The sequence below is a fragment of the Streptomyces bottropensis ATCC 25435 genome (assembly GCF_000383595.1).
GTDB classification, from domain to species: Bacteria; Actinomycetota; Actinomycetes; order Streptomycetales; family Streptomycetaceae; genus Streptomyces; species Streptomyces bottropensis.
Genome location: NZ_KB911581.1, coordinates 8,707,091 through 8,734,085, shown reverse-complemented (window position 1 = coordinate 8,734,085; position 26,995 = coordinate 8,707,091). Strand labels below are relative to the sequence as shown.

The 26,995-nt window shown below is 69.1% G+C and carries 19 protein-coding genes and 4 tRNA genes; 12 read left to right on the top strand and 11 right to left on the bottom strand.

Features of this window, described 5'->3' with window-relative positions; translation table 11 throughout:
• Positions 1-5 precede the first annotated feature (5 nt).
• From hrpA to STRBO_RS0138715, 6 genes are all read right to left on the bottom strand, one after another.
• Positions 6-3,983 carry an ATP-dependent RNA helicase HrpA gene (gene hrpA, locus STRBO_RS0138740; RefSeq protein WP_005482652.1) on the bottom strand — a complete coding sequence of 1,326 codons (3,978 nt, stop codon included), beginning with the start codon at positions 3,981-3,983 and terminating at the stop codon, positions 6-8.
• 81 nt (positions 3,984-4,064) lie between these two features.
• A complete protein-coding gene (locus STRBO_RS0138735; RefSeq protein ID WP_202500214.1) occupies positions 4,065-5,714 on the bottom strand; it encodes a hypothetical protein in 1,650 nt (549 codons plus the stop codon).
• 71 nt (positions 5,715-5,785) lie between these two features.
• Positions 5,786-5,859 (bottom strand) — tRNA-Phe (locus STRBO_RS0138730).
• A gap of 24 nt (positions 5,860-5,883) precedes the next feature.
• Positions 5,884-5,958: transfer RNA gene (locus STRBO_RS0138725), tRNA-Asp, on the bottom strand.
• Between the two features lie 37 nt (positions 5,959-5,995).
• Positions 5,996-6,068 (bottom strand) — tRNA-Glu (locus tag STRBO_RS0138720).
• Between the two features lie 81 nt (positions 6,069-6,149).
• Complete coding sequence (locus STRBO_RS0138715; RefSeq protein ID WP_005482648.1) at positions 6,150-7,796, bottom strand: metallophosphoesterase family protein; 1,647 nt, start codon at positions 7,794-7,796, stop codon at positions 6,150-6,152.
• A gap of 217 nt (positions 7,797-8,013) precedes the next feature.
• On the opposite strand from STRBO_RS0138715, the gene STRBO_RS0138710 reads away from it, so the two are divergent.
• The 6 genes from STRBO_RS0138710 to STRBO_RS0138685 all read left to right on the top strand — a co-directional run bounded on the left by STRBO_RS0138710 (position 8,014) and on the right by STRBO_RS0138685 (position 14,443).
• Positions 8,014-8,364 (top strand): metallopeptidase family protein, encoded by a 351-nt coding sequence (locus STRBO_RS0138710; protein WP_005482646.1) that lies wholly within the window; start codon positions 8,014-8,016, stop codon positions 8,362-8,364.
• Positions 8,365-8,460: 96 nt separating this feature from the next.
• The gene (locus tag STRBO_RS0138705; protein ID WP_020115775.1) at positions 8,461-8,985 is read left to right on the top strand and encodes a hypothetical protein; all 525 of its coding nucleotides are present in this window, start codon (positions 8,461-8,463) and stop codon (positions 8,983-8,985) included.
• A 343-nt stretch (positions 8,986-9,328) separates the two neighbouring features.
• Complete coding sequence (locus tag STRBO_RS0138700) at positions 9,329-11,536, top strand: DEAD/DEAH box helicase (protein WP_037627721.1); 2,208 nt, start codon at positions 9,329-9,331, stop codon at positions 11,534-11,536.
• Positions 11,537-11,727: 191 nt separating this feature from the next.
• On the top strand, positions 11,728-13,287 hold the full coding sequence (locus tag STRBO_RS0138695) for an amino acid permease (protein ID WP_005482639.1): 1,560 nt from the start codon (positions 11,728-11,730) through the stop codon (positions 13,285-13,287).
• 180 nt (positions 13,288-13,467) lie between these two features.
• Positions 13,468-13,540: transfer RNA gene (locus tag STRBO_RS0138690), tRNA-Lys, on the top strand.
• A 333-nt stretch (positions 13,541-13,873) separates the two neighbouring features.
• Positions 13,874-14,443: a hypothetical protein gene (locus STRBO_RS0138685; RefSeq protein WP_020115772.1), complete on the top strand. Its 570-nt coding sequence runs from the start codon at positions 13,874-13,876 to the stop codon at positions 14,441-14,443.
• A gap of 1,258 nt (positions 14,444-15,701) precedes the next feature.
• Here the strand turns inward: STRBO_RS0138685 and STRBO_RS0138675 are convergent.
• The 3 genes from STRBO_RS0138675 to STRBO_RS0138665 are packed head-to-tail and all read right to left on the bottom strand — an operon-like array spanning position 15,702 to position 19,156.
• Entirely contained in the window at positions 15,702-16,931 is a 1,230-nt protein-coding gene (locus STRBO_RS0138675; RefSeq protein ID WP_005482633.1) for a hypothetical protein, read from the bottom strand.
• Positions 16,932-16,955: 24 nt separating this feature from the next.
• Positions 16,956-18,494 carry a site-specific integrase gene (locus tag STRBO_RS0138670; protein ID WP_005482631.1) on the bottom strand — a complete coding sequence of 513 codons (1,539 nt, stop codon included), beginning with the start codon at positions 18,492-18,494 and terminating at the stop codon, positions 16,956-16,958.
• Positions 18,491-19,156, bottom strand: a complete 666-nt coding sequence (locus tag STRBO_RS0138665) for a helix-turn-helix domain-containing protein (protein WP_005482629.1) — start codon at positions 19,154-19,156, stop codon at positions 18,491-18,493. Before STRBO_RS0138665 ends, STRBO_RS0138670 begins: the two co-directional genes overlap by 4 nt.
• A gap of 111 nt (positions 19,157-19,267) precedes the next feature.
• On the opposite strand from STRBO_RS0138665, the gene STRBO_RS0138660 reads away from it, so the two are divergent.
• The 5 genes from STRBO_RS0138660 (at position 19,268) to STRBO_RS0138640 (ending at position 24,554) form a co-directional block, all read left to right on the top strand.
• Complete coding sequence (locus tag STRBO_RS0138660; RefSeq protein WP_028797099.1) at positions 19,268-19,498, top strand: hypothetical protein; 231 nt, start codon at positions 19,268-19,270, stop codon at positions 19,496-19,498.
• A 216-nt stretch (positions 19,499-19,714) separates the two neighbouring features.
• Positions 19,715-20,995 (top strand): DUF3631 domain-containing protein, encoded by a 1,281-nt coding sequence (locus tag STRBO_RS40835; RefSeq protein WP_020115769.1) that lies wholly within the window; start codon positions 19,715-19,717, stop codon positions 20,993-20,995.
• A 167-nt stretch (positions 20,996-21,162) separates the two neighbouring features.
• The gene (locus STRBO_RS0138650; RefSeq protein WP_005482624.1) at positions 21,163-22,020 is read left to right on the top strand and encodes a DUF2637 domain-containing protein; all 858 of its coding nucleotides are present in this window, start codon (positions 21,163-21,165) and stop codon (positions 22,018-22,020) included.
• A gap of 180 nt (positions 22,021-22,200) precedes the next feature.
• A complete protein-coding gene (locus STRBO_RS0138645) occupies positions 22,201-22,854 on the top strand; it encodes a MobC family plasmid mobilization relaxosome protein (protein ID WP_005482623.1) in 654 nt (217 codons plus the stop codon).
• Positions 22,854-24,554, top strand: a complete 1,701-nt coding sequence (locus tag STRBO_RS0138640; RefSeq protein WP_005482622.1) for a relaxase/mobilization nuclease domain-containing protein — start codon at positions 22,854-22,856, stop codon at positions 24,552-24,554. Before STRBO_RS0138645 ends, STRBO_RS0138640 begins: the two co-directional genes overlap by 1 nt.
• Here the strand turns inward: STRBO_RS0138640 and STRBO_RS0138635 are convergent, their stop codons facing one another.
• Positions 24,555-25,100, bottom strand: coding sequence for a flavoprotein (locus tag STRBO_RS0138635; RefSeq protein WP_005482621.1), 546 nt, complete (start codon positions 25,098-25,100; stop codon positions 24,555-24,557). It abuts the gene before it with no gap.
• Positions 25,097-26,383 (bottom strand): helix-turn-helix domain-containing protein, encoded by a 1,287-nt coding sequence (locus STRBO_RS0138630; protein WP_028797097.1) that lies wholly within the window; start codon positions 26,381-26,383, stop codon positions 25,097-25,099. The genes STRBO_RS0138635 and STRBO_RS0138630 overlap by 4 nt, the downstream gene beginning before the upstream one ends.
• A gap of 176 nt (positions 26,384-26,559) precedes the next feature.
• Between STRBO_RS0138630 and STRBO_RS0138625 the strand changes: the two genes are divergently transcribed.
• Entirely contained in the window at positions 26,560-26,991 is a 432-nt protein-coding gene (locus STRBO_RS0138625) for an ATP-binding protein (protein ID WP_020115767.1), read from the top strand.
• Positions 26,992-26,995: the final 4 nt, after the last annotated feature.

The window sequence follows — 26,995 nt, the reverse complement described above, 5'->3', positions numbered from 1 at the left end:
GGCCGTTACGGCACCGCCGCGTCGATCGCCTTCACGATCCGCTTGTCGGAGACGGGGTACGCCGTGCCCAGAGCGTGGGCGAAGTAGCTGACGCGCAGCTCCTCGATCATCCAGCGGATCTCCAGGACCGACGAGGGGACGGGCCGACCCTGGGGGAGCTGTTCCAGCAGCCAGGCGTACTCGTCACGCATCTCGTGGACCTTCTCCATGCGGGAGGTGTCCCGTTGGACGGCGGTCGGCATCTGCTGCAGCCGGCGGTCGGCCGCCACCAGGTAGCGCATCAGGTCCGGCAGCCGCCGCAGCCCCGCCTCCGTGACGAACCCGGGCTTCACCAGGGCGTCCAGCTGCCCTCGTACATCCGCGAGGTTGGCGAGGAGGGCCGGGCTGCGCGTGGACTTCAGCCGGCGCTCGCAGGCCTGCCAGGCGGCCAGCACCTGCTGCACCTGTCCGACCGTACGGACCGTCGTGTCGACGATCTCCGCGCGCACCTTGTCGTACAGCTTGCGGTACGACGACTCGTCCCAGGCGGGCCCGCCGAAGTCGGCGATCAGTTGGTCGGCCGCCGCCATCGCGCAGTCGTCGAACAGCGCCTGGATCGAACCGTGCGGATTCGCGGACAGCGCCAGCTTCTGAGCATTGGTGAGCTTTTCGCTCGCGAACTTCGCAGGGTTGACCGGAATGTTGCGGAGGATGAGTCTCCGGGTGCCCTTCCACATCGCTTCGGCCTGCTCCGCCTCGGTGTCGAAGAGGCGGACGGAGACGGTGTTCGACGTCGGCCCGTCGTCGACGAGTGCCGGGTACGCCTTCACCGGCTGCCCGGCCCTGCGGGTCTCGAAGACACGGGTGAGCGAGCCGATGGTCCAGTCGGTGAGGCCCTTTCGCTCCAGGGACTCGCCGCCCTCGCGCTCGGCGGTCGCGGCGGCGGCCTGGGAGAGGGCCTGACGGGCCTTCGGCTTCAGCCGCAGCCGCAGCGCCTCCAGGTCCTTGTCCTCGGCCACCTTCCGGCGCCGCTCGTCGACGATCCGGAAGGTGATCTTCAGATGGTCGGGGACCCGGGACCAGTCGAAGTCCTCGGGCGTCACCGGGACGCCCACCATGCGCTTCAGCTCGCGGGCCATCGTCACCGGCAGCGGCTCCTGGAGGGGGACCGCCTGGTCCAGGAAGCGCCGCGCGAAGTTGGGCGCCGGTACGTAGTTGCGGCGGATCGGCTTGGGGAGGGAACGGATCAGCTCCGTCACGACCTCCTCCCGCAGACCCGGGATCTGCCAGTCGAAGCCCTCGTCGGTGACCTGGTTGAGGACCTGGAGGGGGACGTGGACCGTCACCCCGTCCGCGTCGGCACCCGGCTCGAACTGGTACGTGACACGGAACTTGAGCTGTCCCTGGTGCCAGGAGTCCGGGTAGTCGGCCTTCGTGACCGCCTCCGCCGACTCCCGGATGAGCATCTCCCGCTCGAAGTCCAGGAAGTCCGGCTGCTCATGGCGCTTGTGCTTCCACCAGGAGTCGAAGTGGGCGCCGGAGACGACATGCGCGGGGACCCGCTGGTCGTAGAAGTCGAACAGGGTGTCGTCGTCGACCACGATGTCCCGGCGCCGGGCCCGGTGCTCCAGCTCCTCGACCTCGCTGAGGAGCCTGCGGTTGTCGGCGAAGAACTTGTGGTGCGTGCGCCAGTCGCCCTCGACGAGCGCGTTCCGGATGAACAGCTCGCGGCTGGCCTCCGCGTCGATCCGCCCGTAGTTGATCTTCCGTTGGACGACGATCGGCACGCCGTACAGCGTGACCTTCTCGTAGGCCATCACGGCCGCCTGGTCCTTCTCCCAGTGCGGCTCGCTGTACGTGCGCTTCAGCAGGTGTTCGGCGAGCGGCTCGACCCACTCGGGCTCGATCCTGGCGTTCACCCGGGCCCACAGGCGCGAGGTCTCCACCAGTTCGGCCGACATCACGAAGCGCGGGGGCTTCTTGAAGAGGGCCGAGCCGGGGAAGATCGCGAACTTGGCGTTCCGGGCGCCCAGGTACTCGTTCTTGCCCGTGTTCCGTCCGCCCTCGCCCCCGGTCTCCTTCACGTCCTTCATGCCGATGTGGGAGAGCAGACCGGCCAGGAGGGAGAGGTGAACGTGCTGCTCGGGGGCGTCGTCCTCGTTGAGACGGATGTCCATCTGCCGGGCGACCGTGCGCAGTTGGCTGTAGATGTCCTGCCACTCGCGGATCCGCAGGAAGTTCAGGTACTCCTGCTTGCACATCCGGCGGAAGGACGACGAGCCGCGTTCCTTCTGCTGCTCGCGGACGTACCGCCAGAGGTTGAGGTAGGCGAGGAAGTCGCTCGTCTCGTCCTTGAAGCGGGCGTGCTGCTGGTCCGCCTGGGCCTGTTTGTCGGCGGGGCGCTCGCGCGGGTCCTGGATGGAGAGCGCGGCGGCGATCACCATGACCTCGCGGGCACAGCCGTTCTTGTCGGCCTCGACGACCATGCGGGCCAGACGCGGGTCGACCGGCAGCTGCGAGAGCTTGCGGCCCATCGGGGTCAGCCGCTTGCGTGCGTCCTTCTGTGCCGGGTCGAGTGCGCCGAGCTCCTGGAGGAGCTGGACGCCGTCGCGGATGTTGCGGTGGTCCGGCGGGTCGATGAAGGGGAAGCGCTCGATGTCGCCGAGGCCGGCCGCGGTCATCTGCAGGATGACGGAGGCGAGGTTCGTCCGGAGGATCTCCGCGTCCGTGAACTCCGGACGCGCCTCGAAGTCGTCCTCGCTGTACAGGCGGATGCAGATACCGTCCGACGTACGGCCGCAGCGGCCCTTGCGCTGGTTGGCGCTGGCCTGGGAGATCGCCTCGATCGGGAGCCGCTGGACCTTGGTGCGGTGGCTGTAGCGGCTGATGCGGGCGAAGCCCGGGTCGATGACGTACTTGATGCCGGGGACCGTGAGCGAGGTCTCGGCGACGTTCGTGGCCAGGACGATCCGGCGGCCCGTGTGCGGCTGGAAGACCCGGTGCTGCTCGGCGTGCGAGAGCCGGGCGTACAGCGGGAGCACCTCCGTGAACCGGTAGTTCTTCTTGATCAGCGCGTCGGCGGTGTCGCGGATCTCCCGCTCCCCGGAGAGGAAGACGAGGATGTCGCCCTTCCCCTCGCCCTGAAGCTCCTCGACGGCGTCACAGATCGCGGTGATCTGGTCCCGGTCGGCGTCGTCGCCGTCCTCCTCCAGCAGGGGGCGGTAGCGCACCTCCACCGGATACGTACGCCCGCTGACCTCGACGATCGGCGCGTCGCCGAAGTGGCGGGAGAAGCGCTCGGGGTCGATGGTCGCGGAGGTGATGACGACCTTGAGATCGGGGCGCCGGGGCAGCAGCTGGGCGAGATAGCCCAGCAGGAAGTCGATGTTGAGGGACCGCTCGTGGGCCTCGTCGATGATGATCGTGTCGTAGGCGCGCAGCTCGCGGTCCGTCTGGATCTCGGCGAGCAGGATGCCGTCCGTCATCAGCTTGACGAAGGTGGCGTCCGGGTCGACCTGGTCGGTGAAGCGGACCTTCCAGCCCACCGCCTCGCCCAGCGGCGTCCGCAGTTCCTCGGCCACGCGTTCGGCGACCGTGCGGGCGGCGATACGACGGGGCTGTGTGTGCCCGATCATGCCGCGTACGCCACGCCCCAGCTCCATACAGATCTTGGGGATCTGGGTCGTCTTCCCGGAGCCGGTCTCACCGGCGACGATGACGACCTGGTGATCGCGGATGGCGGCCGCGATGTCGTCCTTCTTCTGGCTGACGGGCAGCTGCTCGGGGTACGAGACGGCCGGCAAGCGCGCGGCACGCGCGGCCATGCGGGACTCGCCCTGGGCGACCTCCGCCTCGATCTCGGCGAGCACGGCGGCCCGGGCCTCGGGCTTACGGATCTTGCGCGCGCCTTCGAGCCTGCGCCCGAGCCGGTGCGCGTCGCGCAGGGACAGCTCGGCCAGACGGGGGGCGAGGGCGCCGAAGGCGGGGGCAGGTGGCGTAGACATACGCGACCCAGGATCTCACCTCGACGAAACAAGGGGCGAACGCTTTTGCGTCCGCCCCTCGTCCGGTGCCTGTGATGCGCGTTACCGCGCGTCGACGTAGTCCTCGGCGCCGGCGCCCGCGAAGTGCTTGCTGTCGGGCTCCAGGTGGACGGGCACCCAGGTGCCGTCCATCGGTGCCTTGACGCCCTTGGCGAAGGAGCCGTTCGCCCGGGTCTTGACGGTGTCCATCAGGTACCAGGTCTTCTCGCCCCTGGGCCGGAACAGGATCTGGACCCGCTTGCCGCCGTACGCCTTCCAGCTCGTCCAGCCCGTCGTGCTCGCGGGCTTCGCCTCCTGGAGGACGCCCTTGACGGTGAGGGTGCGGCCCACGCGGACCGGCTCGGGGGAGGCGCCCGCGCCCTTGATCCGGGTGAGGGCCTTCACCTTGCGCATGGCCTTGCTGGTGGTGCCCTTGATGTCCCGCTCGGTGTCGCCGGCGTACCGCAGTCGCCAGTAGCCGTCCGGGTTGCCCTTGAGTCCCTCGACGATGAACTGCGAGCCGAAGCCGGTCGTGACCGTCTTCTTGGTCTTCCAGCCGGTCCTGCCGTCGGCGGAGTACTGGATGCCGACCTTGATCCGGCCGCTGTAGTAGTTGCCGGACAGATCCACGCTGCCGGTGATATCCAGCTGGGCGTGTTCGTTCTGCGCGGCCGTGAACTCGGTGAACCTGCTGGTCGAGGTGACCTCGGCCGTCACGTCGGCGGTCGCGGTCCGCTGGATCCAGGGGTTGTACGGGTAGGGCGGGAAGGTCACTTCGAACTTCGTGTCGCCGTAGACACGCCTGACGAAGGTGAAGCGTCCGGCGGCGTCCGTGGTCGCGTCGGTCGCGTCGGTGATGTGGCTGTCCTTGTAGTCCAGCTCCAGCGGGATGCCCGCGAGCGGCTTCCACTCGCTGCCGCTTCGGTACTCCAGCCGTCCGGTGACCTTCATCTCGGCGTTCGCCACGACATGGAAGCTGTTTTTGTCGAGGATCAGGCGGGTCGGGGCGGCCTTGGGCTTGATGTCGACCCAGGGGACCGTGGCGTAGCCCAGATCGCTGCGGTACTCGGCCCGGGCCCAGCCGCCCTGGCTCACCTCGCGGGCGAGGGAGAAGTGACCCTGGTCGTCCGTGGTGACGGTCTCCTCCACCGAACCGCCCAGGTCGATGTCGACGGAGGCGCCCGGCATGGGCGCGGTCGTCCGGGTGCCGGGGTCGCGCAGGAGGAGGTCACCGGTGGCCGTGACGAGCTTGTCGTCGATGGTCGGCTCGGTCGGTGTGACGGAGAAGTCCGCGATCACGGGCTGCTTCTCGTAGCGCAGCACACCCGCGTTCTGCTGGACGGTGCTCTCACCGCCGCTGGTCGTGGCCTCGACGTCGATCGTGTACTCGCCGAGGGCGTCCAGGTGGACGGGCGGGGACGACCAGACGCCCTCCCACGAACTGGCCCAGTACGTCTGGGTGAAGTCGGTGATCGTGGCCACCGGCGGGTCGGTCTCGGCGCTGCCGAGCGGACGCAGCTTCGCGGTGATCTGCTTGACGTCCTCGCCGACCGCGCTGCCGTGGTTGAGACGGACGTCGATGACCGACCAGTCCGCCGAGTCGCTGGTCGCTTCCTTGACCACCGGAGCGGCGGCCTGTGCCGTGCCGGGTATCGCGAGCAGGGAGGACAGGACGGCGCCGGCCGTCACGAGTCCCCTGGTGATGCCTCTCAAGAACCCCCCTCAGGTTTCCGTGAGCGACGAAGACCCCCTCCGGTCACCCGGAGGGGGTCTTCGTCACGATGTGGCTGGGGCCGGGGTCGAACCGGCGACCTATCGCTTTTCAGGCGATCGCTCGTACCAACTGAGCTACCCAGCCGCGATGTTTCACGTGAAACATCAGCGGTCCTGACGGGATTTGAACCCGCGGCCTCCACCTTGACAGGGTGGCGAGCACTCCAAACTGCTCCACAGGACCAAGCTTGTGCGGGACTAGTCTCGCACACGGTTTTGCGTGCCCCCAACGGGATTCGAACCCGTGCTACCGCCTTGAAAGGGCGGCGTCCTAGGCCGCTAGACGATGAGGGCTATCGGCCCGCCTGGGCGCTTCGTCAGCGCGTCGGGGACGTGAGAAGCATAGGTGATGGCGGGAGGTATCGCCAAAACGGTTTACGGGCCGCTGGGAGACCCATTCCTCGGCGTACTTCCCGAGGGCGATGGGGACCGTTCGGCGCCGCCCTCCTCCCCGGGTGCGGCCCCCGGCTGGTTCTCCTTGGGCAGATGGCGGCTGACCTCCGCCGTCGTCAGGCCCAGGCCGCCCAGCTTGATCTCGTCCCAGGCCTGCAGGCGACGGGTGTCGCGGTCGAGGTACAGGACCGAGGCCTCGATCGGGTCGGGGTGCTGCCCCTCCAGGGCGCGCAGACCGCTGCCGCCCGTCGAGCCCTCGATGCGCAGGCGGGTGCCCTCGCGGAGGACCTCCATCTCGGGATGGTGCAGATGCCCGGCGAGGACGAGCGGGACGTCGCCGTCCGTCTCCCGGGCGGCGTCCGGGTTGTGGGCGATCGCGATGTCCACGGGGGTGCCCGCGGCCCGCTGCGCGCGCAGGGCGTCCGCCAGCCGCCGCCCGGCCGCCTCCTCCGACGGCAGGCCCGACGCGCCGGCCGAGCGGTCCGGGGTGAACTGCGGGTCCCCCATCCCGGCGAAGCGCAGCCCGCCCACGGTCACCGCCTTCCCCTCGTCGAGGACGTGGGTGTGGTCGATGCCCTCCAGATAGCGCTGCGTCGCACGGGAGTCGTGGTTGCCGCGCACCCAGACGTACGGGGCCCCGAGGTCGGCGATCGGGTCGAGGAACCCGTTCTCGGCGGCGGTGCCGTGGTCCATGGTGTCGCCGGAGTCGACGATGACGTTGATCTCGTACTGCTCGACCAGCGAGGCGATGATCTTCCAGCTGGCGGGGTTCAGATGGATGTCGGAGACGTGCAGGACGCGGATCGTCGTCGGGTCCGGCTGGTACGCGGGCAGCGTGGACGTGACGTCGTACAGCTTGGTCACGTTCGTCACCAGGCGGGCCAACTCCTTCTGGTAGACGTCGAACTCGGTGACGATGCTGCGCGCGTTGCCCACCAGGGAGGGCGCGGAGGAGAGCAGGCCCGAGAACTTCGGCTCCAGGACGGAGTTGGGGTTCCAGGTGGCGGCGGCGGTGCCCCCGGCGCCGGCCAGGAGCACGAAGGCGAGACCGCCGGCGGCCAGGGCGCGGCGGGGGCGGCGGTACACGGCGAGGCCGAGCGCGGTGGCTCCCGAGACGACGGCGACGCCGGAGCGTACGGCCAGGTCGATGGTGCCGTGCCGCACGTCGGAGGCGATCTCCTCCTGCAGTCCGGAGATCCGCTCGGGGTGGTCGACCAGGGCCTGGGCGCGCTCCGGGTCGAGCTGGTCGACGTTGACGTCCAGGCGTACGGGGGCGTTGTGGCTGCGCAGCTCCAGGGCGCCCAGCGGGGAGACGTTGATCTTCGTGCCGCCGGTGAGGGACGGGCGCAGGGTCATCGTCGTGTTCATGGGGCCGACGGGGGTGCGGACGTTGCCCACGATCAGCAGGCCCAGCCAGGCGCCGAGCAGGACGACCGCGACCAGGCTGAGTGCCCGCCCCCAGGGGTGGGGGTGGTGGACCAGCTCGACGGTCGGGTGCGCGCGGCGGGACCGGTAGTGCCGGGCCAGGGCGCGGGGGGCGCGGAGCAGGGCGCGGCGGATGCGGCGCAGGGTCGAACGCGGAGGGTCGGGGGTGTCGGCGGAGGCCGGGTCGGCGGGGGCGCGTGCCATTGGTCGCGTATGCCCCGGGGCGGGGGCGGATATGCGGCGGGGGTGATGGGGGCGGGAGGGGTGCCCGCCGGGACGCCGTGCGGGTGGACGGTGCGTGGGTGTGCGTGGGTGTGCGTGGGTTCGGGGTTCGCGGGTGTCGCTGGTTCCGCGGTGCCTGGTGTGGCCCGCGTGCTTCCCGGGGCTCTCGTACCCGCGTGTCGTGCACGACAATGGCCTTGTGCTGGAGATGACGCGCGAGGAGTTCGAGGAACTGGTCGCCACGGCGTTGGACCGGATTCCGCCGGAGCTGACACGGCTGATGGACAACGTGGCGGTGTTCGTCGAGGACGAGCCGCCCGCCGACGACCCCGAGTTGCTCGGGCTGTACGAGGGGACTCCGCTCACGGATCGCGGGGAGTGGTACGCGGGGGTCCTGCCGGACCGGATCACGATCTACCGGGGGCCGACGCTGCGGATGTGCGAGTCGCGGGAGGACGTGGTCGCGGAGACCGAGGTGACCGTGGTGCACGAGATCGCGCATCACTTCGGGATCGACGACGCGCGGTTGCACGCGCTGGGGTACGGATAGGGGCCGGCGCGGGCGCCGGGCGGCGCGTGTCCTCTTGTGGGCGGCGGGAGTTGGGCAGGGGGACTCTCCTTCACGCCCCCCTCGGAGGTGGCCGCCGTGCGCGCCTTGAACGTACCTGTCCGTCTGGCCGCCACGGTCATGGCCGTAGCGGCGGCCGCCGGCTGTATGAGCGTGGGGGACGACGGGCCGAGGCCCGGGCCGTCCGCGGGGCAGCGGGGCGGCGAGAGGCCGGACGGGGGCTCCGCGTGGACGGGCGGCGGCGGTACGGGGTACCAGGCCGGGCGGGGGAAGCGGCACGGCTCCGCCTCGCCCGGCCCTTCCGCGTCCGGGTCCCCTTCCGCGTCCGCGTCGGCTTCCCGGACGGCCGAGCCGTCCGGGAGGGCGAAGCCGCCCGAGGGAGGCAAGGGCGAAGGGAAGGGCGAGGGGCCGCGGAAGCCCGAGCCGACGAAGGGCGAGCCGTCCCCGCCGCCGGTCGTGGAGCCCGAGCCCGAGCCGACCGAGCCGCCGGAGTCGCCCTCGCCCGTGCCCGAGCCCTCGGCCGAGCCGTCGTCGTCCGCGCACGAGCAGGGCGCGCAGCTCATGGAGCGGGAGCCGGCGCCGGAGGCGGGCGACGCGGCGTAGCGCCGCCCCGCGCATGCTGGGCGGGCAGCACAGCATGCTGTACGAGCCGCCCCACGCATGCTGTACGATGGGATTTCTGCCGCCGCTTGACGTCGGCCCTCACCTCCGCCCGAAAACGTCGGGCCCGGACCTGCGGATATCCGCTGGGTTTGCCTTGAGGGGTTGCGGGTGCGTATGGTGGCAGATCGTTTGATCCCATTGCCCCATTGCCCGGCGCCATCACAGAGCGCGCCGTGTGGCGCGTACTCTCCCTTGCCGTGGCTGACCGCATAGAGGCGGTCGTGTGCGAATCACGGAGTTGACGGGCGCGTGCCGACGAGACTCCGGAAGGTTTCGCATACGCATGTCCATTTCCAGTACTGATCACGTTGTCGTGCCCGAGAACGGCGCGGACGCAGAGGTCGTCGAGAACATCGAGAACGCCTCCGCCGAGGCCGCTCCCGAGGTCACCTTCGCGACTCTCGGTCTCCCTGAGGGCGTCGTGCGCAAGCTCGCGCAGAACGGCGTGACCACCCCCTTCCCGATCCAGGCCGCGACCATCCCGGACGCCCTGGCCGGCAAGGACATCCTCGGCCGCGGCCGCACCGGTTCCGGCAAGACGCTGTCGTTCGGTCTGCCGCTGCTCGCACAGCTGTCCGGCGGTCACACCGAGAAGAAGAAGCCCCGCGGCATCATCCTCACGCCGACCCGTGAGCTCGCGATGCAGGTCGCGGACGCCCTCCAGCCGTACGGCGACGTCCTCGGCATGAAGATGAAGGTCGTCTGCGGCGGTACGTCGATGGGCAACCAGATCTACGCCCTGGAGCGCGGCGTCGACGTCCTCGTCGCGACCCCGGGCCGGCTGCGCGACCTCATCAACCGTGGCGCCTGCTCCCTGGAGAACGTCCAGGTCGCCGTGCTCGACGAGGCCGACCAGATGTCCGACCTGGGCTTCCTGCCCGAGGTCACCGAGCTGCTCGACCAGATCCCGGGCGGCGGCCAGCGCATGCTGTTCTCGGCCACGATGGAGAACGAGATCTCCACGCTGGTCAAGCGCTACCTGAGCAACCCCGTCACGCACGAGGTCGACAGCGCCCAGGGCAACGTCACGACCATGTCGCACCACATCCTGATCGTGAAGCCCAAGGACAAGGCGCCGGTCACCGCCGCGATCGCCTCCCGCAAGGGCCGCACGATCATCTTCGTCCGCACCCAGCTGGGCGCCGACCGCATCGCCGAGCAGCTCTGCGACTCCGGTGTGAAGGCCGACGCGCTCCACGGCGGTATGACGCAGGGCGCGCGTACCCGTGTGCTCGAGGACTTCAAGAAGGGCTACGTCAACGCGCTCGTCGCGACCGACGTGGCCGCCCGCGGTATCCACGTCGACGGCATCGACCTGGTCCTCAACGTGGACCCGGCCGGTGACCACAAGGACTACCTGCACCGCTCCGGCCGTACGGCCCGCGCGGGCCGCAGCGGCACGGTCGTGTCCCTGTCCCTGCCGCACCAGCGCCGCCAGATCTTCCGCCTGATGGAGGACGCGGGCGTCGACGCCTCGCGCCACATCATCCAGGGCGGTACGGCCTTCGACACCGAGGTCGCCGACATCACCGGCGCCCGGTCGATGACCGAGGTCCAGGCCGAGTCCGCGGGCAACGCCGCGCAGCAGGCCGAGCGTGAGGTCTCGCAGCTCACCAAGGAGCTGGAGCGCGCCACACGTCGTGCCAACGAACTGCGCGAGGAGGCCGACCGGCTGACCGCGCGTGCCGCGCGCGAGCGGGGCGAGGACCCGGAGGCGGCCGTGGCCGCGGTGGCCGAGGCCGTTGCCGCAGTCGTCGTCGAGGAGGCCGCCGCCGAGGCGACGGCCGCCGCTGCGGCGCAGGCACGCGAGGAGCGTCCGCGCCGTGACGAGCGGGGCAACTACGAGCGCCGCGAGCGTCGGGACGAGCGTCCGTCCGGTGGGTTCAACCGTGACTACGACCGTGGTGGCCGCTCCTTCGAGCGTCGTGACGAGCGCCCCTCGGGCGGTGGCTTCCGCCGGGACGACCGTCGTGACGGTGGCGACCGTGGCGGCTTCCGCCGCGACGACCGCCCGTCCGGTGGGTTCAACCGTGACAACGACCGTGGTGGCCGCTCCTTCGAGCGTCGTGACGAGCGCCCCTCGGGCGGTGGCTTCCGCCGGGACGACCGTCGTGACGGTGGCGACCGTGGCGGCTTCCGCCGCGACGACCGCCCGTCCGGTGGGTTCAACCGTGACAACGACCGTGGTGGCCGCTCCTTCGAGCGTCGTGACGAGCGCCCCTCGGGCGGTGGCTTCCGCCGGGACGACCGTCGTGACGGTGGCGACCGTGGCGGCTTCCGCCGCGACGACCGCCCGTCCACCGGTCACCGGGGCAGCGACCGTCCCTTCAACCGTGACCGCCAGGGCGACCGCCCCACCGGCGGCGGTTTCCGCGCCGGCGGTCACGACCGCCCGCAGGGCCGTCGCGACGACCACCGCGGCACGGGCTCCGGCTCGGGTGCGTCCTTCGGCCGCCGCGACGACAAGCCGCGCTGGAAGCGCAACGGCTGATCGGTGGCTGATCCCACTCGCTGAGGCCGGTGGCTGACGCCGACTCACACCTCGAAGGGCCCGTACGACTCCGGTCGTACGGGCCCTTCGTGCGTGTTCGGTCAGGTTCGATCTCGCATCGATCGGTTCCCGCCGATTTTCGGCCACGGCGTGGCGCATGTCATGTCCCCGGAGAGGGAATTGCTGGGGGCATGACAGAAGACGACATAGCCCGTGGGGCAGCCGGGGCTTCGGCTCCGGAGTCTGTGTCGGTCTCGGTGTCCGACGAGGAACGTCTGGCCCAGCTGGGCTACACACAGGTCCTCGCCCGCCGTATGTCCGCGTTCTCCAACTACGCGGTCTCCTTCACGATCATCTCGGTCCTGTCCGGCTGTATGACGCTCTACCTCTTCGGCATGAACACCGGCGGGCCCGCGGTGATCACCTGGGGCTGGGTCGCGGTCGGCCTGATGACGCTCTTCGTGGGCCTCGCCATGGCCGAGATCTGCTCGGCCTATCCGACCTCCGCCGGGCTGTACTTCTGGGCCCATCGGCTGGCACCGGAGCGCAGCGCGGCAGCCTGGGCGTGGTTCACGGGCTGGTTCAACGTGCTCGGCCAGGTCGCCGTGACCGCCGGCATCGACTTCGGCGCGGCGTCCTTCCTGGCGGCTTATCTGAACCTGGAGTTCGGCTTCGAGGTGACCCCGGGCCGGACGATCCTCCTCTTCGCCGCGATCCTGTTGCTGCACGGCCTGCTGAACACCTTCGGCGTGGGCATCGTCGGGCTGCTGAACAGCATCAGCGTGTGGTGGCACGTCGTGGGCGTGGCCGTCATCGTCGGCGCGCTCGTCATCGTCCCCGACAGCCATCAGTCGGCGTCCTTCGTGTTCACGGAGTTCGTCAACCACACGGGCTGGGGAAGCGGGCTGTACGTGGTGCTGCTGGGCCTGCTGATGGCGCAGTACACCTTCACCGGGTACGACGCCTCCGCCCATATGACCGAGGAGACGCACGACGCGTCGACGGCCGGCCCCAAGGGCATCGTCCAGTCCATCTGGACGTCCTGGGTGGCAGGCTTCGTCCTCCTCCTCGGCTTCACCTTCGCCATCCAGTCCTACGACGGCGCCCGCGAGTCGGCGACCGGGGTGCCACCCGCGCAGATCCTGCTCGACGCGCTCGGCGCGACCGGCGGCAAGCTGCTCCTCCTCGTCATCATCGGCGCACAGCTGTTCTGCGGTATGGCGTCCGTCACCGCCAACAGCCGCATGATCTACGCCTTCTCCCGCGACGGCGCGCTCCCGTACTCGCACGTCTGGCACACCGTCAGCCCGCGCACCCGCACCCCCGTGGCGGCCGTCTGGCTGGCGGCGGGCGCCGCGCTGGTGCTCGGCCTCCCGTACCTGATCAATGTCACCGCCTACGCCGCCGTCACCTCGATCGCGGTGATCGGCCTCTACATCGCCTACGTCATTCCCACCTTGCTGCGGCTGCGCAAGGGCGACGCCTTCGAGCGCGGCCCCTGGCACCTGGGGCGCTGGTCCCGGGTGATCGGGATCATCGCCGTGGTGTGGGTCCTCGCGATCACCGTGCTGTTCATGCTTCCGCAGCTGTCCCCGGTCACCTGGGAGAACTTCAACTACGCGCCGGTCGCCGTCCTGGTGGTACTGGGCTTCGCCGCGATCTGGTGGGCCGCATCCGCCCGCCACTGGTTCCTCAACCCCGAGCACGAGCGCAGCGTGGCCCGGGAGGCGGCGCGGAAGGTGGCGCGGTGAGGACGAGGCCGCCCTGACCGAGGGGGCTCGGGCATCAGCCAACTCGCCCCGCTTCCGGCGATCTTCCGTCCGTTCTGTTCTGCGGCGGACCTTTTTGCGGACTTCCGACGCGGCCGGGGCACCGATACCCGATCGGACTCCCGGCCACGTCCGGCTATGCTCGGGGAGGCAACATCGCCTGGGCCCTTAGCTCAATTGGCAGAGCAGTGGACTTTTAATCCATTGGTTGTGGGTTCGAGTCCCACAGGGCCTACGGTTCGCGGGTGGGGGTTAGCCCCTCTGACCTGCGGTGCAGCGTCCGGGTCGGCTTCGGCTAGCTCGGGCGCTGCTTCGTTTTCCGGCTCGTGCGTGAGCGATGCGTGAGCGGATGTTCGATCAGGGCCGCACGTTTGGTGGTGCTGACACGATCCCTCGCGGGCTCGTCTGAGAGGCTTCGCAGCGACGAGGCGCCTCTCGCCCCCCCGTGCCGCGGTAGCCGACGGATCGGCCGCAGCCGAAGGGATTACTGCGTGCGGGGACAGCGTGATCCCACGCAGCTTTAGGCTGGGCACGCGAACAACGCGTAGGCACGAGAGGGCTCCTGCTGATGGCCAAAGAGATCACCGATGCTGTGACACGCTGGGATATCTCAGCGGCAGACCTGCCCGAGACGGTGCTGACTGCCCCCACGGGTGGCCGCGTGTTCCTGCTGCCGGACTCAAGCATCGACGGGATGGCCGTCTATCGGGACGACGTGGCGGGCTTGATCAAGACGCTGCGACACCGTGGCGTTGACATTGACTTCGCGTGCGCGCGAGAAGACCGCCGCTATCTCAGTGAGTACGGGGCCATTGAGGTGGTGGCCACCGTCGGTATCGCTGTGGCCACCACGCTCACCACCGATCTGGTCAAAAGCATCATCCTGACTGCCTGGCAGCGGGCACGCTCCTCACTGGGACCCAGCTGTCCTGATGAGGAGGTCGATGAGGCGCGTGTGACGGTCAAGATCGCTGAGATCGTACGGACCGAGAACGAAACAGTCATCCGGGGTCTGGAGATCACCAGCCGGCTGGCAGACATCGAGAACCTTATCCAAGCGGCCGTGTCCGACCCGGCCCGTGCCGAGCTTCCCCCAGCAGACCCGCACGATGCCACTCCGGAGGACACCACTGGATGAGAGTTTCCGGCCTCGTCATTCGCACCGGGGTACCTTTGCCCCCGGCATCAGGCCCTGTGCGCCTGGCCATGATGCACCAGGACGGCGTAACAGCTCTGCGAGAATCCATGCGCCTGTACGGGCAGTGCTGTCGCAGCATCTCCCTCGCCTGGGGCCTGTCCCTGGCCCGCCTTCCCTCCTGGACATCTACGACACAGGAGATCCACCGCCGCGGACTGTGGACGATGAGCGCACAACGGGACTTCCTGATCCACGTGTGGTCGCAAGCCCGGCGCCAACTGCGAGCCAACATCGCGGCGCGCGCCCTGTCCTCTCCATGGCCCATCGGTAAGCCCATCTCCGATGGGCGGGGCCACCGCCAGTACCTGGCGATGGCGCGTTCTCTGCACCTGCCGCGCGACACGTCCCAGCTCACCGACCCGTGGAGTGGCCTGGAAGCGGCGGCACGCACCTCGCTCGCCCGTGCAGTGGACGCCTACAACTTCCTTGAGGACAGCGAGCTTTCCGAACTCGCTCACCGACACGCTCACCACGTCGCAGCCCTCGTAGGCGGACTCTTCGGCTGCAACATCGAGTACTCCGACGATATTTACTGGGACGTATGCCGAGTCTCGCTCATGCACAGCAGATGGGGCATGTCTGCTGGCTTCACTGCGACTCGCAATTGTTCCTTGTGCGAGCAAGACATCGATTCCTGTCCGCACCTGCTCGATACCCGATACGACATAACCGTGCGGCGTGACGTTGAAGGTGCGTGCAACGTTTGCGGCAGGCTCAGCTGTCCACACACCGATGGTGAGACCGTCTCCGCCTTTCCGCGGCCCGTCATGTCCCAGTTGCAGCTCCATGAAGTGAGTTTGGTGTCCCGGCCCAGAGATCCCCTGGCCCGCTTCACCAAGATTGAGTTGAGCCGAGAGGTCCTCCGCCGCGGCTTGGGAGAAGACCCGACGGGGAGAGACGTTTCTTGCTACCGATGCCTACACCCCTGCAGCGGATTCAGTCAGCTGCCGAACCTGGACTAGGACCTGCCTTGCGTGGCGCCCACAGGACAGTTAGGCGCCACTCAGCGGCCGCCCTGGTGGCCGAAGCGCCCTCGTCGGTGCCTGCGGAGTGATGAAGATCCGTGTGTGTTTGAGGGCGCCCAGCGGCTCCACTCGGTTGCAGCTTCCTGGACGCGGCGGTCGACGTGTGTCCGTCCCACACTAGAACCGTGTAAGCCACCCATCGGCGCAGGTCGGGGAGATAGGACCCGCCAGCGCTACTGCGCAGGGCCCACAGGGGAGGGGGGCGCTTCCAGAAGCTCCTCGATGGCCGCTACAGCGTCGGTAAGCCGACGGTAGACCTGTGCCGAGCGTCCCATGCGCTTCAAGCCGCGCTGCAATGGGTCGCGCATATGCTTTTCGCAGACAACGAAGTCCGCGTACCCGGCTGCACAGGACAGGTAGACCATGTCCGTCAGATCATTCCGTCGCCACGTTGTGCCCTTGTTGAGGTGTCGGCTCTGCAGCATTTCCCGGAAGAGGCCGACGGCCGGAGCCCCTCCGATAGCGCGCACCCATCCCTTGACGCCCCACTCGCGGAACAACTCCTGCGGAACGTCTGCCGCAGCCGCCTCTTCGGCCAATTCCTGCTGCAGGTCCTTGACGAGATGGAGGTCGATGGCCCTGCGCTTCTGCTGTGAGTTCTGATCCAGTTCGTCTAGCCAGTCACTGAAGCGTTGGCTCGTCGCCATCCATCCGGTGTCCGGTCCCTCCTCGACCCGCTGGGTGTCGAGCATGGCATCAATGGAAACGGAGGCAGTGAGCAGCGCCTTGGTTTGGAAAGCCAAGCGATTCTGTGGCATTGGCGTTTGGGCAATACCAGCCCACCGGGTGGGGGCGTATAGGGCGTCCGGGGCGAGAGTGAAGACCGGGGCGGAGCGTACTCTGCCGGGCCGGTCCATTCGGTGGCAGAAGGCATCGTGAAGCTCGTTCCGCCGGACCTGCAACGGATCACGCATCTGCCAGCCGCGGCTGTACTGCAAGATCGTTAGTCCGAGGTCGTAGCGCTTGTCCGTGCTGAACCGCTTGCCGGTCTCGAAGTAGTGGCCGGCAGAGGCAGGTAGGACGATTCGGCGTTGGTCCACCCACTTCTTGAGCTTTCGGGCAGCGACCCGGTCCACCTCGCTGCTCTTCTCTGCGCCGCGATCGGCGTTGCTCAGCAGGCTCCACTGGTTCTGGTCGAGGTACACGACGAGCCGTCTTGCCAGCTGATCGTCGGCCCCTTCCAGCGGCATCTCAAAGAGGACCTGATCGCCGCTCAGAGTGGTGGCGAGGAGCGCTCCGTAAGCCGGGGTGAAGTCGAGCCGGGCTAGGACGCTCGTGTCATCGAACGGGGACGGGTCCAACGGAAGCCGGGCCTCCTTCCCGTCCGAACGGGTGAAGATGGTGCACGCCGCCGCGCGGTCCATCGTGATCAGGGTGATGGACAGGTTGCTCTGGTTTTCCATGACAGCAATGCTGCGCGGTTTTTCTCATGATGTGGCCTGATTTATTTCTGCGGCCTTGCCAGGGCGGGCGCGTGGCACTAGTCGGACGGCTGCTTCAGCTGCTGCCTGGTCGACCTCGGGGAGCAAGCTCGTGTACGTGTCCGAGGTCAGCGTGATCGTGGAGTGGCGAAGCATTTCCTTGATCGTGTGGAGGTCGCCGCCACCGCCATGGGTGAGGGTTGCCGACACATGACGTAGATCACGAAGGGTAATCGGCGGTAGGCCAGTGCGGGCCAGGATCTGTCGGAAGGTCTCCGACGCGGTCTCGGGGTGGAGCCAGGCGCCGTTCTCCCGGGTGAACACCTTGCCGGTGTCCTGCCAGGCGTCACCCCACTTCTCCCGCTCCTTCAGCTGGCGGGCGCGGTGCTCGCGCAGGGCTGCGATGTTCAAGCTGTCCAGGGCGATCGTGCTGGCGCTGCCGTCCGTCTTCGGCTCGGACTCGTACGTGTCCCAGCCGTCCACCACGATTTCCTTGGCGGGCGTGATGAGGCCGTTGTCGAGGTCGATCTCGTGCCAGTCCTGGCCGACTGCCTCGCCACGACGGAGGCCACGGGTGCCCATCAGGTGGAAGATCGCGTACAGGCGGTCGCCTTCGGCGGCGTCGAGGAAAGCGCCGAACTGCTGCGGGGTCCACACCATGACCGCGCTAGGGATCTCGCCCGTCTCGCGCCACCGCCGGACTCGCTCATCCGTCCATAGAAGGGGCTTCGGGCGCCTGCCTGACTCCAACTCGACGTGGGACGCCGGGTTGAAGGTGATCAGCTGCTGGGCGATCGCGGAGTTAAGGGCGGCGCGGAGAGTGCGGCGGATCGCCTGACGACTGGCCGCGCCGGTTGTCTTCCGGAACGGCTTCATCTCCGCCAGCTTCGCCCGTTCGGCCGCGAGCAGCTTCCGCTCGGCTCCGACGGGGCGACCGGGCTTGCTCGGCTTGCAGCGGGCGATCTGCTCCCGCCGGGCTTCGTTCTCGGCCGCGATCGCCTCGTTCTCGTCGGCGATCGCGTCGAACATCTCCACCAGGTGGCCGACGTTGAGGCGGTCGAGGCGTACCTGCCCGATGCGGGGCTTCAGGTGGACGCGGATGTGGGACGCGTAGCCGTTGAGCGTGGTCTTGCGGCGCTTCTTCGCGGCGAACCACTGGTCGAGCCACTCGCCGACGGTGAGGCTGCCACGGAGGGCGAGACCCGCCCTCAGGCGGCGTCGGGTCTCCTCGATGGCCGGCAGCGGGGCCTTCTCGACCGCGACCTCCTCCAGCATCGCGACGAGGCGCTGGAGGCTGTCCGGGTCGTCCTTGTCCGCCAGGGCGAGCAGGGAGCGGACGTGGTCGAGGTCCGCCTGAGCGGCCTTCAGAGACTCGTAGCCGGCTCGGCTGAAGGAGCGGCGGGTGCCGTCCTCGTGGGGCGGGAGTTCCTGGCGTATGGAGTACGAGCCGTGCTTACGGCTGGAGAGCTTCGGACAGTTCTTGCCGAGGGGTTTGCCCGTCTTGGGGTCTCGGCAGTAGCAGCGGCGGTGGGTTGAACCCTTCAAAGGCGATCCTCCGTGATGGTGTCGGCATCGGGTGCGGGCGGGTCGACGTCGCCCAGTGCATGTGGCAGCTCGGGTGGGGTGGCTCCCTCGTCGCGCATGTCGCGGCGGAGGTGGCGGAGGGTGTACTTCGCGGAGATGGCCTCGTCGCCGTACCTGGTCCGCTTCCTCTCGGCCTCTTCCTTCTGGGCGCGGGTGGTGGCCGTTCTGGCGGCGAACCCCGCCTGTTCCGCCTCGTCGAGAGCGGCCAGGGCGGTGCCCACGAGGCTGGTGTGGAGTTCGAAGCTGGGGACGAGGCCCGCGTCGTACTCAGGCACGTCCTGCTCGCCGGTGAAGCGGCGTAGCGCGTCCCAGGTGGGGACGAGGCCCTGGAATGGGAGTTCCTGGGTCTCCTCGACGTAGCCGACCGGGAAGATCAGGCAGACCGGGTACGTCTCCAGAGCGGCGGCCAGGACCATGACGTCCACTAGGGGAAGGTTGGCCCGGCGTCCGGATTCCATGTTGGCGATGACGTTGCGGGGGATGGGGTGCCCCAGTCGCTCGCACTGGTCCGCCAGTTCCTGTGCGCTCCATCCCATCTCCTTTCTTCTCCGTCGGACTTCGCCGGCCACGTTGGCCTTGATCCGATCCGCCCACTCCGGGACGTCGTCCTCATCAGCATCCAAACCGTGTTGTGTCATGCAGACACATTAGCTTCCCGATGATGGTTGGTAGCCGCTTCGAGTCGGACGTGATGGGCGCGTTCGCCGAGGGCTGTACCGAAAGGGGCGCACTGCATGCGTGAAGACGAGACGGTAGGACGGTCGACGGGGATGAGTCGGGAGGAGCTTCTCGCCCTCCCCGTGTCGGTTGACCTGGAAACAGGCAACCGTGCGCTGGGGCTCGGCCGGAGTAAGGGCTATGAGCTGGCGAAGCGGGGCGAGTACCCGTGCAAGGTGCTCCGGCTCGGCAACGCCTACCGGGTCGTGACCGCGGATCTGTTGGAGCTGTTGGGCCTGGCGGCGTGAAGGGGGCGGCAGAGTAGCAGACGGTTCTGCGCTGAGCTGACACAGAATCGCTGGACTGTGTCAGGGCGTGGACGTACTGTCCGTGTTCCCTCGGGGAACGAAGCGAGCTTCCGGCGCGGCAACGCCGGAGGCTTCAGCACCCCCGAACGGCCCTGGAAGAACCAGCCCGGCGGGAAGGGCGCGCGAGCCCGCCACCGCCAGACGAGGAGCTGCCCTGTGGAACATGAGGGAGCCGAGCCCTATTCCGACCTCGACAAGACTGCGTGGCCGCCGGTCGCCGACACCGACCAGCCGGTCGACGGGACTCCAGTCCCCGAACCGGAGGCGTCCGTAAGCCCGGTTGAGGAGACGGCCGTGGCGCTCGCCCCCGACGGCGTGCAGGTCCTCGCCGACCTGCGGGCACAGATCAAGCGGTATGTGGCGATGCCCAGCGAGGAGGCCGTCACTGCGGTGACGCTGTGGGTGGCTGCCACTCACCTGCAGCCCGCGTGGCAGCACGCACCGCGCCTGGCGATCGTGGCTCCGGAGAAGCGGTGCGGCAAGTCGCGACTGCTGGATGTGGTGACCGAGACCGTGAGCAGCCCTCTGATCACCGTCAACGCCAGCCCAGCCGCGATCTTCCGCTCGATCACCGAGGAGAACCCGCCGACCCTCCTGGTCGACGAGGCGGACACTCTCTTCGGCACCGCCAAGGCGGCGGAGAAAAACGAGGACCTGCGCGGCCTGCTCAACGCGGGGCACCAACGGAACCGGCCCACGCTCCGGGTCTCCGGGCCGGAGCACAAGCCGCAGGCGTTCCCCACCTTCGCCATGGCGGCGCTGGCCGGTATCAACGATCTGCCCGACACGATCATGGATCGGTCCGTGGTCATCCGGATGCGGCGCCGAGCGGCGGGCGAGAAGGTGGCGGCCTTCCGCACGAGTCGGGACACCCCCGCCCTGCACGCCGTACGCGACCGGCTCGCCGCCTGGTTGACGCCGCTGCACGTGCGGGCGATGGACATGGAGCCACCGATGCCGGTCGAGGACCGTGCGGCGGACACTTGGGAACCGTTGGTGATCATCGCCGACCTCGCCGGTGGCGAATGGTCCGCGCTCGCTCGCACCGCGTGCCGCGCCCTGACCGACTACGAAGTCGGGCAGGACGAGGAAGGCGGGCTGCGGACCCGGCTTCTGGTCGGTATCCGCCGGGCTTTCGCCGCCGAGAACGACCCGGCGGTACTGGGCACGAAGCGGCTGCTGGAGCACCTCAACGCGGACAAGGAAGCACCGTGGGCGGAGTACGGCGCCAACGGCCTGACCGCCCGTGGCCTGCAGGTACTGCTGAAGCCGTACGGCATCGGCTCGGCCAACCGCCGCTTCGGTGACGGCTCCCAGGCCAAGGGCTTCGCGCGCAACCAGTTCCTCGACACCTGGGCCCGCTACTGCCCCGAGCCGGGCCCTCAGGCTGGGCCCGCCGATCCGGTGGCCGAGCCGCTGCCCGGCACCGCCGCCTGACCCGACTCGACCCGTCGCACTCGTCCCCGCGCAGGTCAGCGCGGGGACGAGTCAGGGACCCGCAACGAGTCGTCCCGACATCAACGGTCCACTCGTATTTGCTGTGACCAGGCATGCAACGAGTGGGACGAGTCTCCGCGCCCTCACCGTGCCCCTCGCGTCACCCTGTGATCGCCGCCAACCACCTGGAGTGCCTGCGCTTGACTTCCCCCACCACCGCTTCGTCCGCTGTACCGGGCACGGCTTCGATCCGCGTCGGCATCGCGATGCTCGCCGCGTTCGCCTTCGCGCTCTCCTATGACGCCCTGCGGCAGATGGCCGTCGCCGTCCACATCCGTGGGCTGCTCACCTACGCCTTCCCGCTCGTGATCGACGGGTTCATCGCCATCGGCGTCGGCGCCCTGCTCATGCTCCGCACCGCGCCTTTGCGCTCCCGCGTCTACGTCTGGGCGCTCGTCGGGGCGGCCACCGTCACCAGCATCTGGGCCAACGCCCTGCACGCGGTCCGTCTCAACCAGCAGACCCGCCACATCGGCAGCCTGCGCCTCGACGACTACACGGTCGGCGCCCTGTCCGCCATCGCCCCGCTCGCCCTGGCTGGCGCCGTCCACTTCTACATCGTCATCTGCCGCCATCCCGCCATGCCTGAGCTGCCGGCGGACGCCATGTTGAGCCACAACGACGACACCGGTTCGCCGGAGCCACCTGCGCCCCAGCCCGACGCGGGTGGCGTCCCTGCTGATGTGGCTTCCGCTTCTGCCGATGTGGCGGGAGCCACCGCAGAGCCACGAGGGGATGACGCCAACCCCATCTCCGACGAGCTGCTCTCCATCGCCCGCACCGCACGGCTGGGGCGCGGTGACCGGGCCTCCCGCCGCCACATCGAAGACGCCATCCGCGCCAAGGACCTCACCATCGGCAGGGCGGAGGCGGACAAGATCAAGGCCATCCTGCAGGCCGAACTGGATGCTGCTGCCGCCCAGCGGCAGATCGAAGGGGAGAAGACATCGGTCGGCGTGCGGTGAGACCAGCCGCGCCGGCGTCCCCGGCCTCCTCGACTCGTATCTTCCGTCCCCGTGCGGGCTGGCACGGGGACGGAGCAAGTACTCGTGACGAGTCGACCCCACCTCGACACCTCACCCGTACCTGCCTTGACCAGGCATGCGACGGGTGCGACGACTCAGATCACCACACGGAGAACCCGCATGCACGACGTGTCCCACGAACCCTCCACCACTCAGGTGGAGATGACCGCCGCGCCAGCCACGACCGCGTCAGCAAGGTATGCCGTTGGACCGTCCAAGGACGGCCCCAACGGGGATGCCTCCGCCCCGGGGGTGGCGGAGGCACTCGGGCACCAGGGGGCACCCGAGGAGGAACAACCCGACAGCACCGACACCGCCGCCGTGCCGCTGCCACGAGCCGCCGACACTGCCGCGCTGCACCGTGTCGCCCGACGCCGCCAGCGTCAAGCAGTCCAGCGCAAGGAGCGTGTCGACGTCCGCTACAGCGTCGACGAGAAGGCCGACATCCTCGCCGAGGCCCGGTCGCTGAACATCGCAGCCGCCCACTACGTCGGCGCCGTCGTCATGGCCCACGTCCACGGTGACTTCGGCCTGCCCGGCCAGCGCACCGAGCTCGACGACTACATCGACGAGCTGACCGCCCTGCGCCGAGAGGTCGCCAAGATCGGCCACAACGTCAACCAGATCGCCAAGAAGGTCAACTCCGGCGGTCATCCACACTCTAGGGATACAGCCGTCCTGGCCCAGGCCGAGCAGACCGTGAGTGCGGTGGGCGCCGCCGTCCGCCACATCGCGTCCGCCGCCAACCAGGCCGTCACCGTGAAGGCGGCCTGATGATCCCGAAGATCAGCAGCGGCAAGAGCACCGCGGGCCTGATCCGGTACCTGTTCGACACGAAGAGGGCCAAGGACCACACCGATCCGCACCTGGTCGCCTCCTGGGACGGCTTCGCCCCCGACCCCGGCCGCGCCGACGACTTCGACGCCACCAAGAAACTCCTCGTGGCCGACCTCGACCTGCACGTCAAGCAAGCCCGGCGGCTCAACCGCGCCCCCGAGCAGCATGTGTGGCACTGCTCGATCCGGGCCGCCAAGTCCGACCGCCACCTCAGCGACGAGGAGTGGGCCGACATCGCCCGCCGCGTCGTGGCGGCCACGGGCATCGCGCCGGACGGTGACCCGGACGGCTGCCGGTGGGTGGCCGTCCGCCACGCCCCCGACCACATCCACATCGCCGCCACCAAGGTGCGCGGCGACCTGAGCACCGCACGCCACTGGAACGACTACATCAACGCCAACCGTGAACTCGCCGCCATCGAGAAGGAGTACGGCCTCTTCCGCGTCGCACGCGGAGACCGCACCGCCGCCAAACGGCCCACCCGTGCCGAACAGGAGAAGGCCCTCCGCGCCGGCCATGACAAGCCCGCCCGCGAACGACTGCGCGCCACGATCCGCACCGCCGTGGCCGCCGCCTCAAGCGTCGAGGAGTTCGTCCACCTGCTCAGCCACACCGACGGCGTCCTCGTCGAGATCGTGTACTTCCCCTCCGGCGACGTACGCGGCTACAAGGTCGCCAGCGAAGACACCACCACCGCCGACAAGCAGCCCGTCTGGTTCTCCGGCTACGACCTCGCCCCCGACCTGTCCCTCCCCAAGATCCGACAGCGCCTGGAGAACATCGACCCACAGCCCAACGACCGGCCAGGCCGACGCCGTCCCAACCCCTGGCACCAGGCCACCGCCGCCACCGAACGCATCCCCCACCACCTCGACCAGACCGACGACGAAGCCGCCCAAGCCCATATAGCCGCTTTCGGCGAAGCCCTGGATGCCCTACCTTTCGTCGCCCCCCAGGACCTGCGCCCCCAACTTCGAGAAGCGGCTACCGCCTTCGAGCGCGCCACACGATCCCGTGTTCAGGCCGAACACCACCACGCCCGAGCTCTGCGCGGCGCTGTACGAGCGATGCTCCGCGAGCCCGCCCCCAAAGACGGCACAGCCCTGGCGATGTTCCTCGACGTCGCGATCCTCACCGTCATCGCCGCCGCCCGCTGGCACCAGCTCCGCCACCACGACCAACAAGTCGCAGCCGCCCACCAGAGCCTGCTCCACCTCCAGGCTGCCTATGACCAAGCCGCAGCCGCGCCGCTGGCCGCCCTCGCCCAGCGCCGACTGCCCCAGCAGACCGTGGACCGGCACATCCGTCACCTTCGTCAGGTCGTACCCGAACACGTCGAGCAGGTCATCGCAGACACCGCCTTCGACGCCCTCACCGCCACGCTCACTGAGGCAGAAGCAGCGGGCCACGACGTGGAGAGGCTCCTCCAACAGGCAGTCGACCAGCGCGCCCTGGACGACGCCGACTACCCGGCACGGGTACTGACCTGGCGCATCGAACGCCTCAGCGGCAGGCCGGCGCCCGGCGCTCAAGCCCGAGCAGCACAGGGGCCGGGCGCCACACAGCTTCGCCATGTTCCAGTCCACCCAGCTGCCGTCGTCCCGGCTTCACAACCGTCGCAAGCACAGCGGCGCTGATCACAACCGCGCGGACAGTCTGTGGGCGAGCAGCTCCAGCACTTGTTCCCAGCGGTAGCGGTCGGCCCCGCCGCCGGCCTTCGGCCGGTGGGGTTCGTACGAGCCGATCAGGATGCCCATCTCGCGTAGCTGCTCCAGACTCCGGCGGTATGCGGGGTGGGCGGCCTGGGCCGAGTTCAGATACGGCAGTACGGCGATGGGGACGTCCATGGCGGGTGCTTCGCACAGGATGCCGAGGGCGAGGTTGTCGGAGATTCCGGCGGCCCATTTGTTGACGGTGTTGAAGCTGGCCGGGGCGACGGCGATCGCGTCGGCGGGCCGGGTCGGGCGCGGTTCGCCCGCCGAGCGCCAAGCGGAGCGGATGGGGCGCCCGATCTGGTTCTCCACCGCCTCCACGTCGAGGAAGCTGAGCCCTTGTGGTGTGGCGACGACGCCGACGTCCCACTGCCGTTCGTGTGCTGCGGTGATCAGTTTGCCGATGTCACCGGCGACTCCGGCCGCGCAGACCACGATCTGGAGGAACGGCTTGTCGGGCTGGTCACTCACGCGGGCACTCCCAGTTGGCGGCTGAAGTGGTGCAGTTCGGGCAGGGCCCGGCGGCGGTCGCGGGCTGCCATGTCGGCGACCAGTTCGCGTACGGCCGGGCGGCGGATGTCCTGTGCCGCGCAGCTTTCGGCGATGCGCAGGGCCTGGTAGCCGTCGGCGAGTCTGCCCTGCTGACTGTAGGCGCGGGCGGTCTCCACCCAGAGGGCGGCTCGGCGCTCGGGGACGGGAATGTGCCGGCGCATGAGGGGGCGTGCGGTCTGCAGGGCGATGCCGGCGTCGCCGAAGGAGACGGCCGCGCTGAGCTCGTGCAGGGCGACGTTGGTGGGGCTGAAGTTCGCCCAGGCGTCCGGTTGGTCGAAGGCGACGTAGCGGGCCACTTCCTTGGCCTCGGTGAGGAAGTCCTGGGTGGTGTCGCGGTCGCCGTTTCTGCTGGCGGCGGTCGCCCCGCGCAGCAGGAGCAGTCCGACCGCCGCCAGGTAGCGGGGGGAGCGCTGGTCGTAGGAGCCGGTGAGCTGGTCGGCGGTGTGGCGGACCATGTTCACGGCCTGGGCGGTGTGCTTGTCCCGTACGAGGACGTGGGCGTGCACGCGGACGCTGGCGGCTAGGACGACCGGGTCTCCGGATCGTTCCGCCTCGGCCATGGCCCGACCGGCCGCGAGCCAGGCGTTGCCCTGGTCGGCTCGTTTCAGCAGCAGGCTTACCGAGGTCTGGTACGCGGTCGCGAGCAGCCCGGACGCCTCCGCCGAGCAGGAGGAGCCACCGCCGGCGGCCTGGCGCAGGTCGGCGATCAGCCCCGGCAGGGTCTGCTCCAGTTCCACGTAGTCGCACACGTAGAACATCCGGCGTACTGCCCGCACCCGGGTCCGCAACTCGTCGATGCCCAAGGCTTGCCCGGTGGCGGCGGGGCTCGTGCCCGGCATCAGGACCCGGATCAGGTCGTGATGCGCGGTGGTCGACGACGATGACGGCGGTGGAGCCGCGAGCGCGGCCACGCTCGCGGCAAGGAAGGTACGGCGGTGCATGTCCTCTGCTCCGGGCTCAGCGGCGGGGCCGGTGTCAGATGCGGCGGCGAGGCCGAGACGGTGCGCTGGAATGTCCAGCGCCTGCGCGACCTCGCGCAGCGTGCGCACGTCCTCCGTGCCCCTGCCGCTCTCCAGACGGCTCACCTTCGACTGGTGATACCCCAGTGCGGCGGCCACATCTTTTTGCGAGCGCCGCTGTAACACGCGTGCCTGACGGATCACTTCGCCGATCCGTCTCGCCTCGCTCTGTTCTTCGGCCATCTGTGCCACGGCCCCTCCTGCCGTCGCCGATCCTGCCTGCTCAACCGAGCGTAACCGAGCGGCAATTCACCGCGATGCGGCTCCTGCATAAGTGATGCAGCCCCGGCACACGGCGTAGTCCCGCTCGCCTCCGGAGCGGTTGCGTGGAGCAGCCGCACCGATCCAGGAGGCAGCTCATGGAAGCGCACCAGATCCGATTCTCCGTTCACGGCACACCTGCCGCCGCCCGCTCCGCGCGGCGGCGGCTCGCGAACGGGATACGGCGCTGGGACGCCTCCCTCGACCAGGACCTGCTGAGCACGGCAGAGCTGGTCGCCGCCGAACTGCTGACGAACGCGGTGCGGCACGCGGGCGAGGGCCCGATCTCGGCCGGCGCCCGCCTCAACGGCGAGCGTCTGCTGATCGAGGTGACCGATGCCGACCGCAAGGTCCCACGAGCCGGACTGCCGGACATGGAGGCAGAGGGCGGTCGCGGCTTGTTCCTCGTCGCCGCCCTGGCTGATCGCCACGGAGTCGATCCGCTGCCGTCCGGCAAACGCTGCTGGGCCGAGTTCAAGGTCGGCGCCCCAGCCCAGCCCTCACGACACGTTCCTCTGCAAAGGAGTTGACGGT

Excerpts from the sequence above, each read along its gene's own strand:
- STRBO_RS0138700 (WP_037627721.1), top strand. The coding sequence starts at position 9,329 with ATGTCCATTTCCAGTACTGATCACGTTGTCGTGCCCGAGAACGGCGCG.
- hrpA (WP_005482652.1), bottom strand. The coding sequence starts at position 3,983 with ATGTCTACGCCACCTGCCCCCGCCTTCGGCGCCCTCGCCCCCCGTCTG.
- STRBO_RS0138630 (WP_028797097.1), bottom strand. The coding sequence starts at position 26,383 with ATGGCCGAAGAACAGAGCGAGGCGAGACGGATCGGCGAAGTGATCCGT.
- STRBO_RS0138675 (WP_005482633.1), bottom strand. The coding sequence starts at position 16,931 with ATGGAAAACCAGAGCAACCTGTCCATCACCCTGATCACGATGGACCGC.
- STRBO_RS0138645 (WP_005482623.1), top strand. The coding sequence starts at position 22,201 with ATGCACGACGTGTCCCACGAACCCTCCACCACTCAGGTGGAGATGACC.
- STRBO_RS0138695 (WP_005482639.1), top strand. The coding sequence starts at position 11,728 with ATGACAGAAGACGACATAGCCCGTGGGGCAGCCGGGGCTTCGGCTCCG.
- STRBO_RS0138625 (WP_020115767.1), top strand. The coding sequence starts at position 26,560 with ATGGAAGCGCACCAGATCCGATTCTCCGTTCACGGCACACCTGCCGCC.
- STRBO_RS0138660 (WP_028797099.1), top strand. The coding sequence starts at position 19,268 with ATGCGTGAAGACGAGACGGTAGGACGGTCGACGGGGATGAGTCGGGAG.
- STRBO_RS0138715 (WP_005482648.1), bottom strand. The coding sequence starts at position 7,796 with ATGGCACGCGCCCCCGCCGACCCGGCCTCCGCCGACACCCCCGACCCT.
- STRBO_RS0138685 (WP_020115772.1), top strand. The coding sequence starts at position 13,874 with ATGGCCAAAGAGATCACCGATGCTGTGACACGCTGGGATATCTCAGCG.
- STRBO_RS0138640 (WP_005482622.1), top strand. The coding sequence starts at position 22,854 with ATGATCCCGAAGATCAGCAGCGGCAAGAGCACCGCGGGCCTGATCCGG.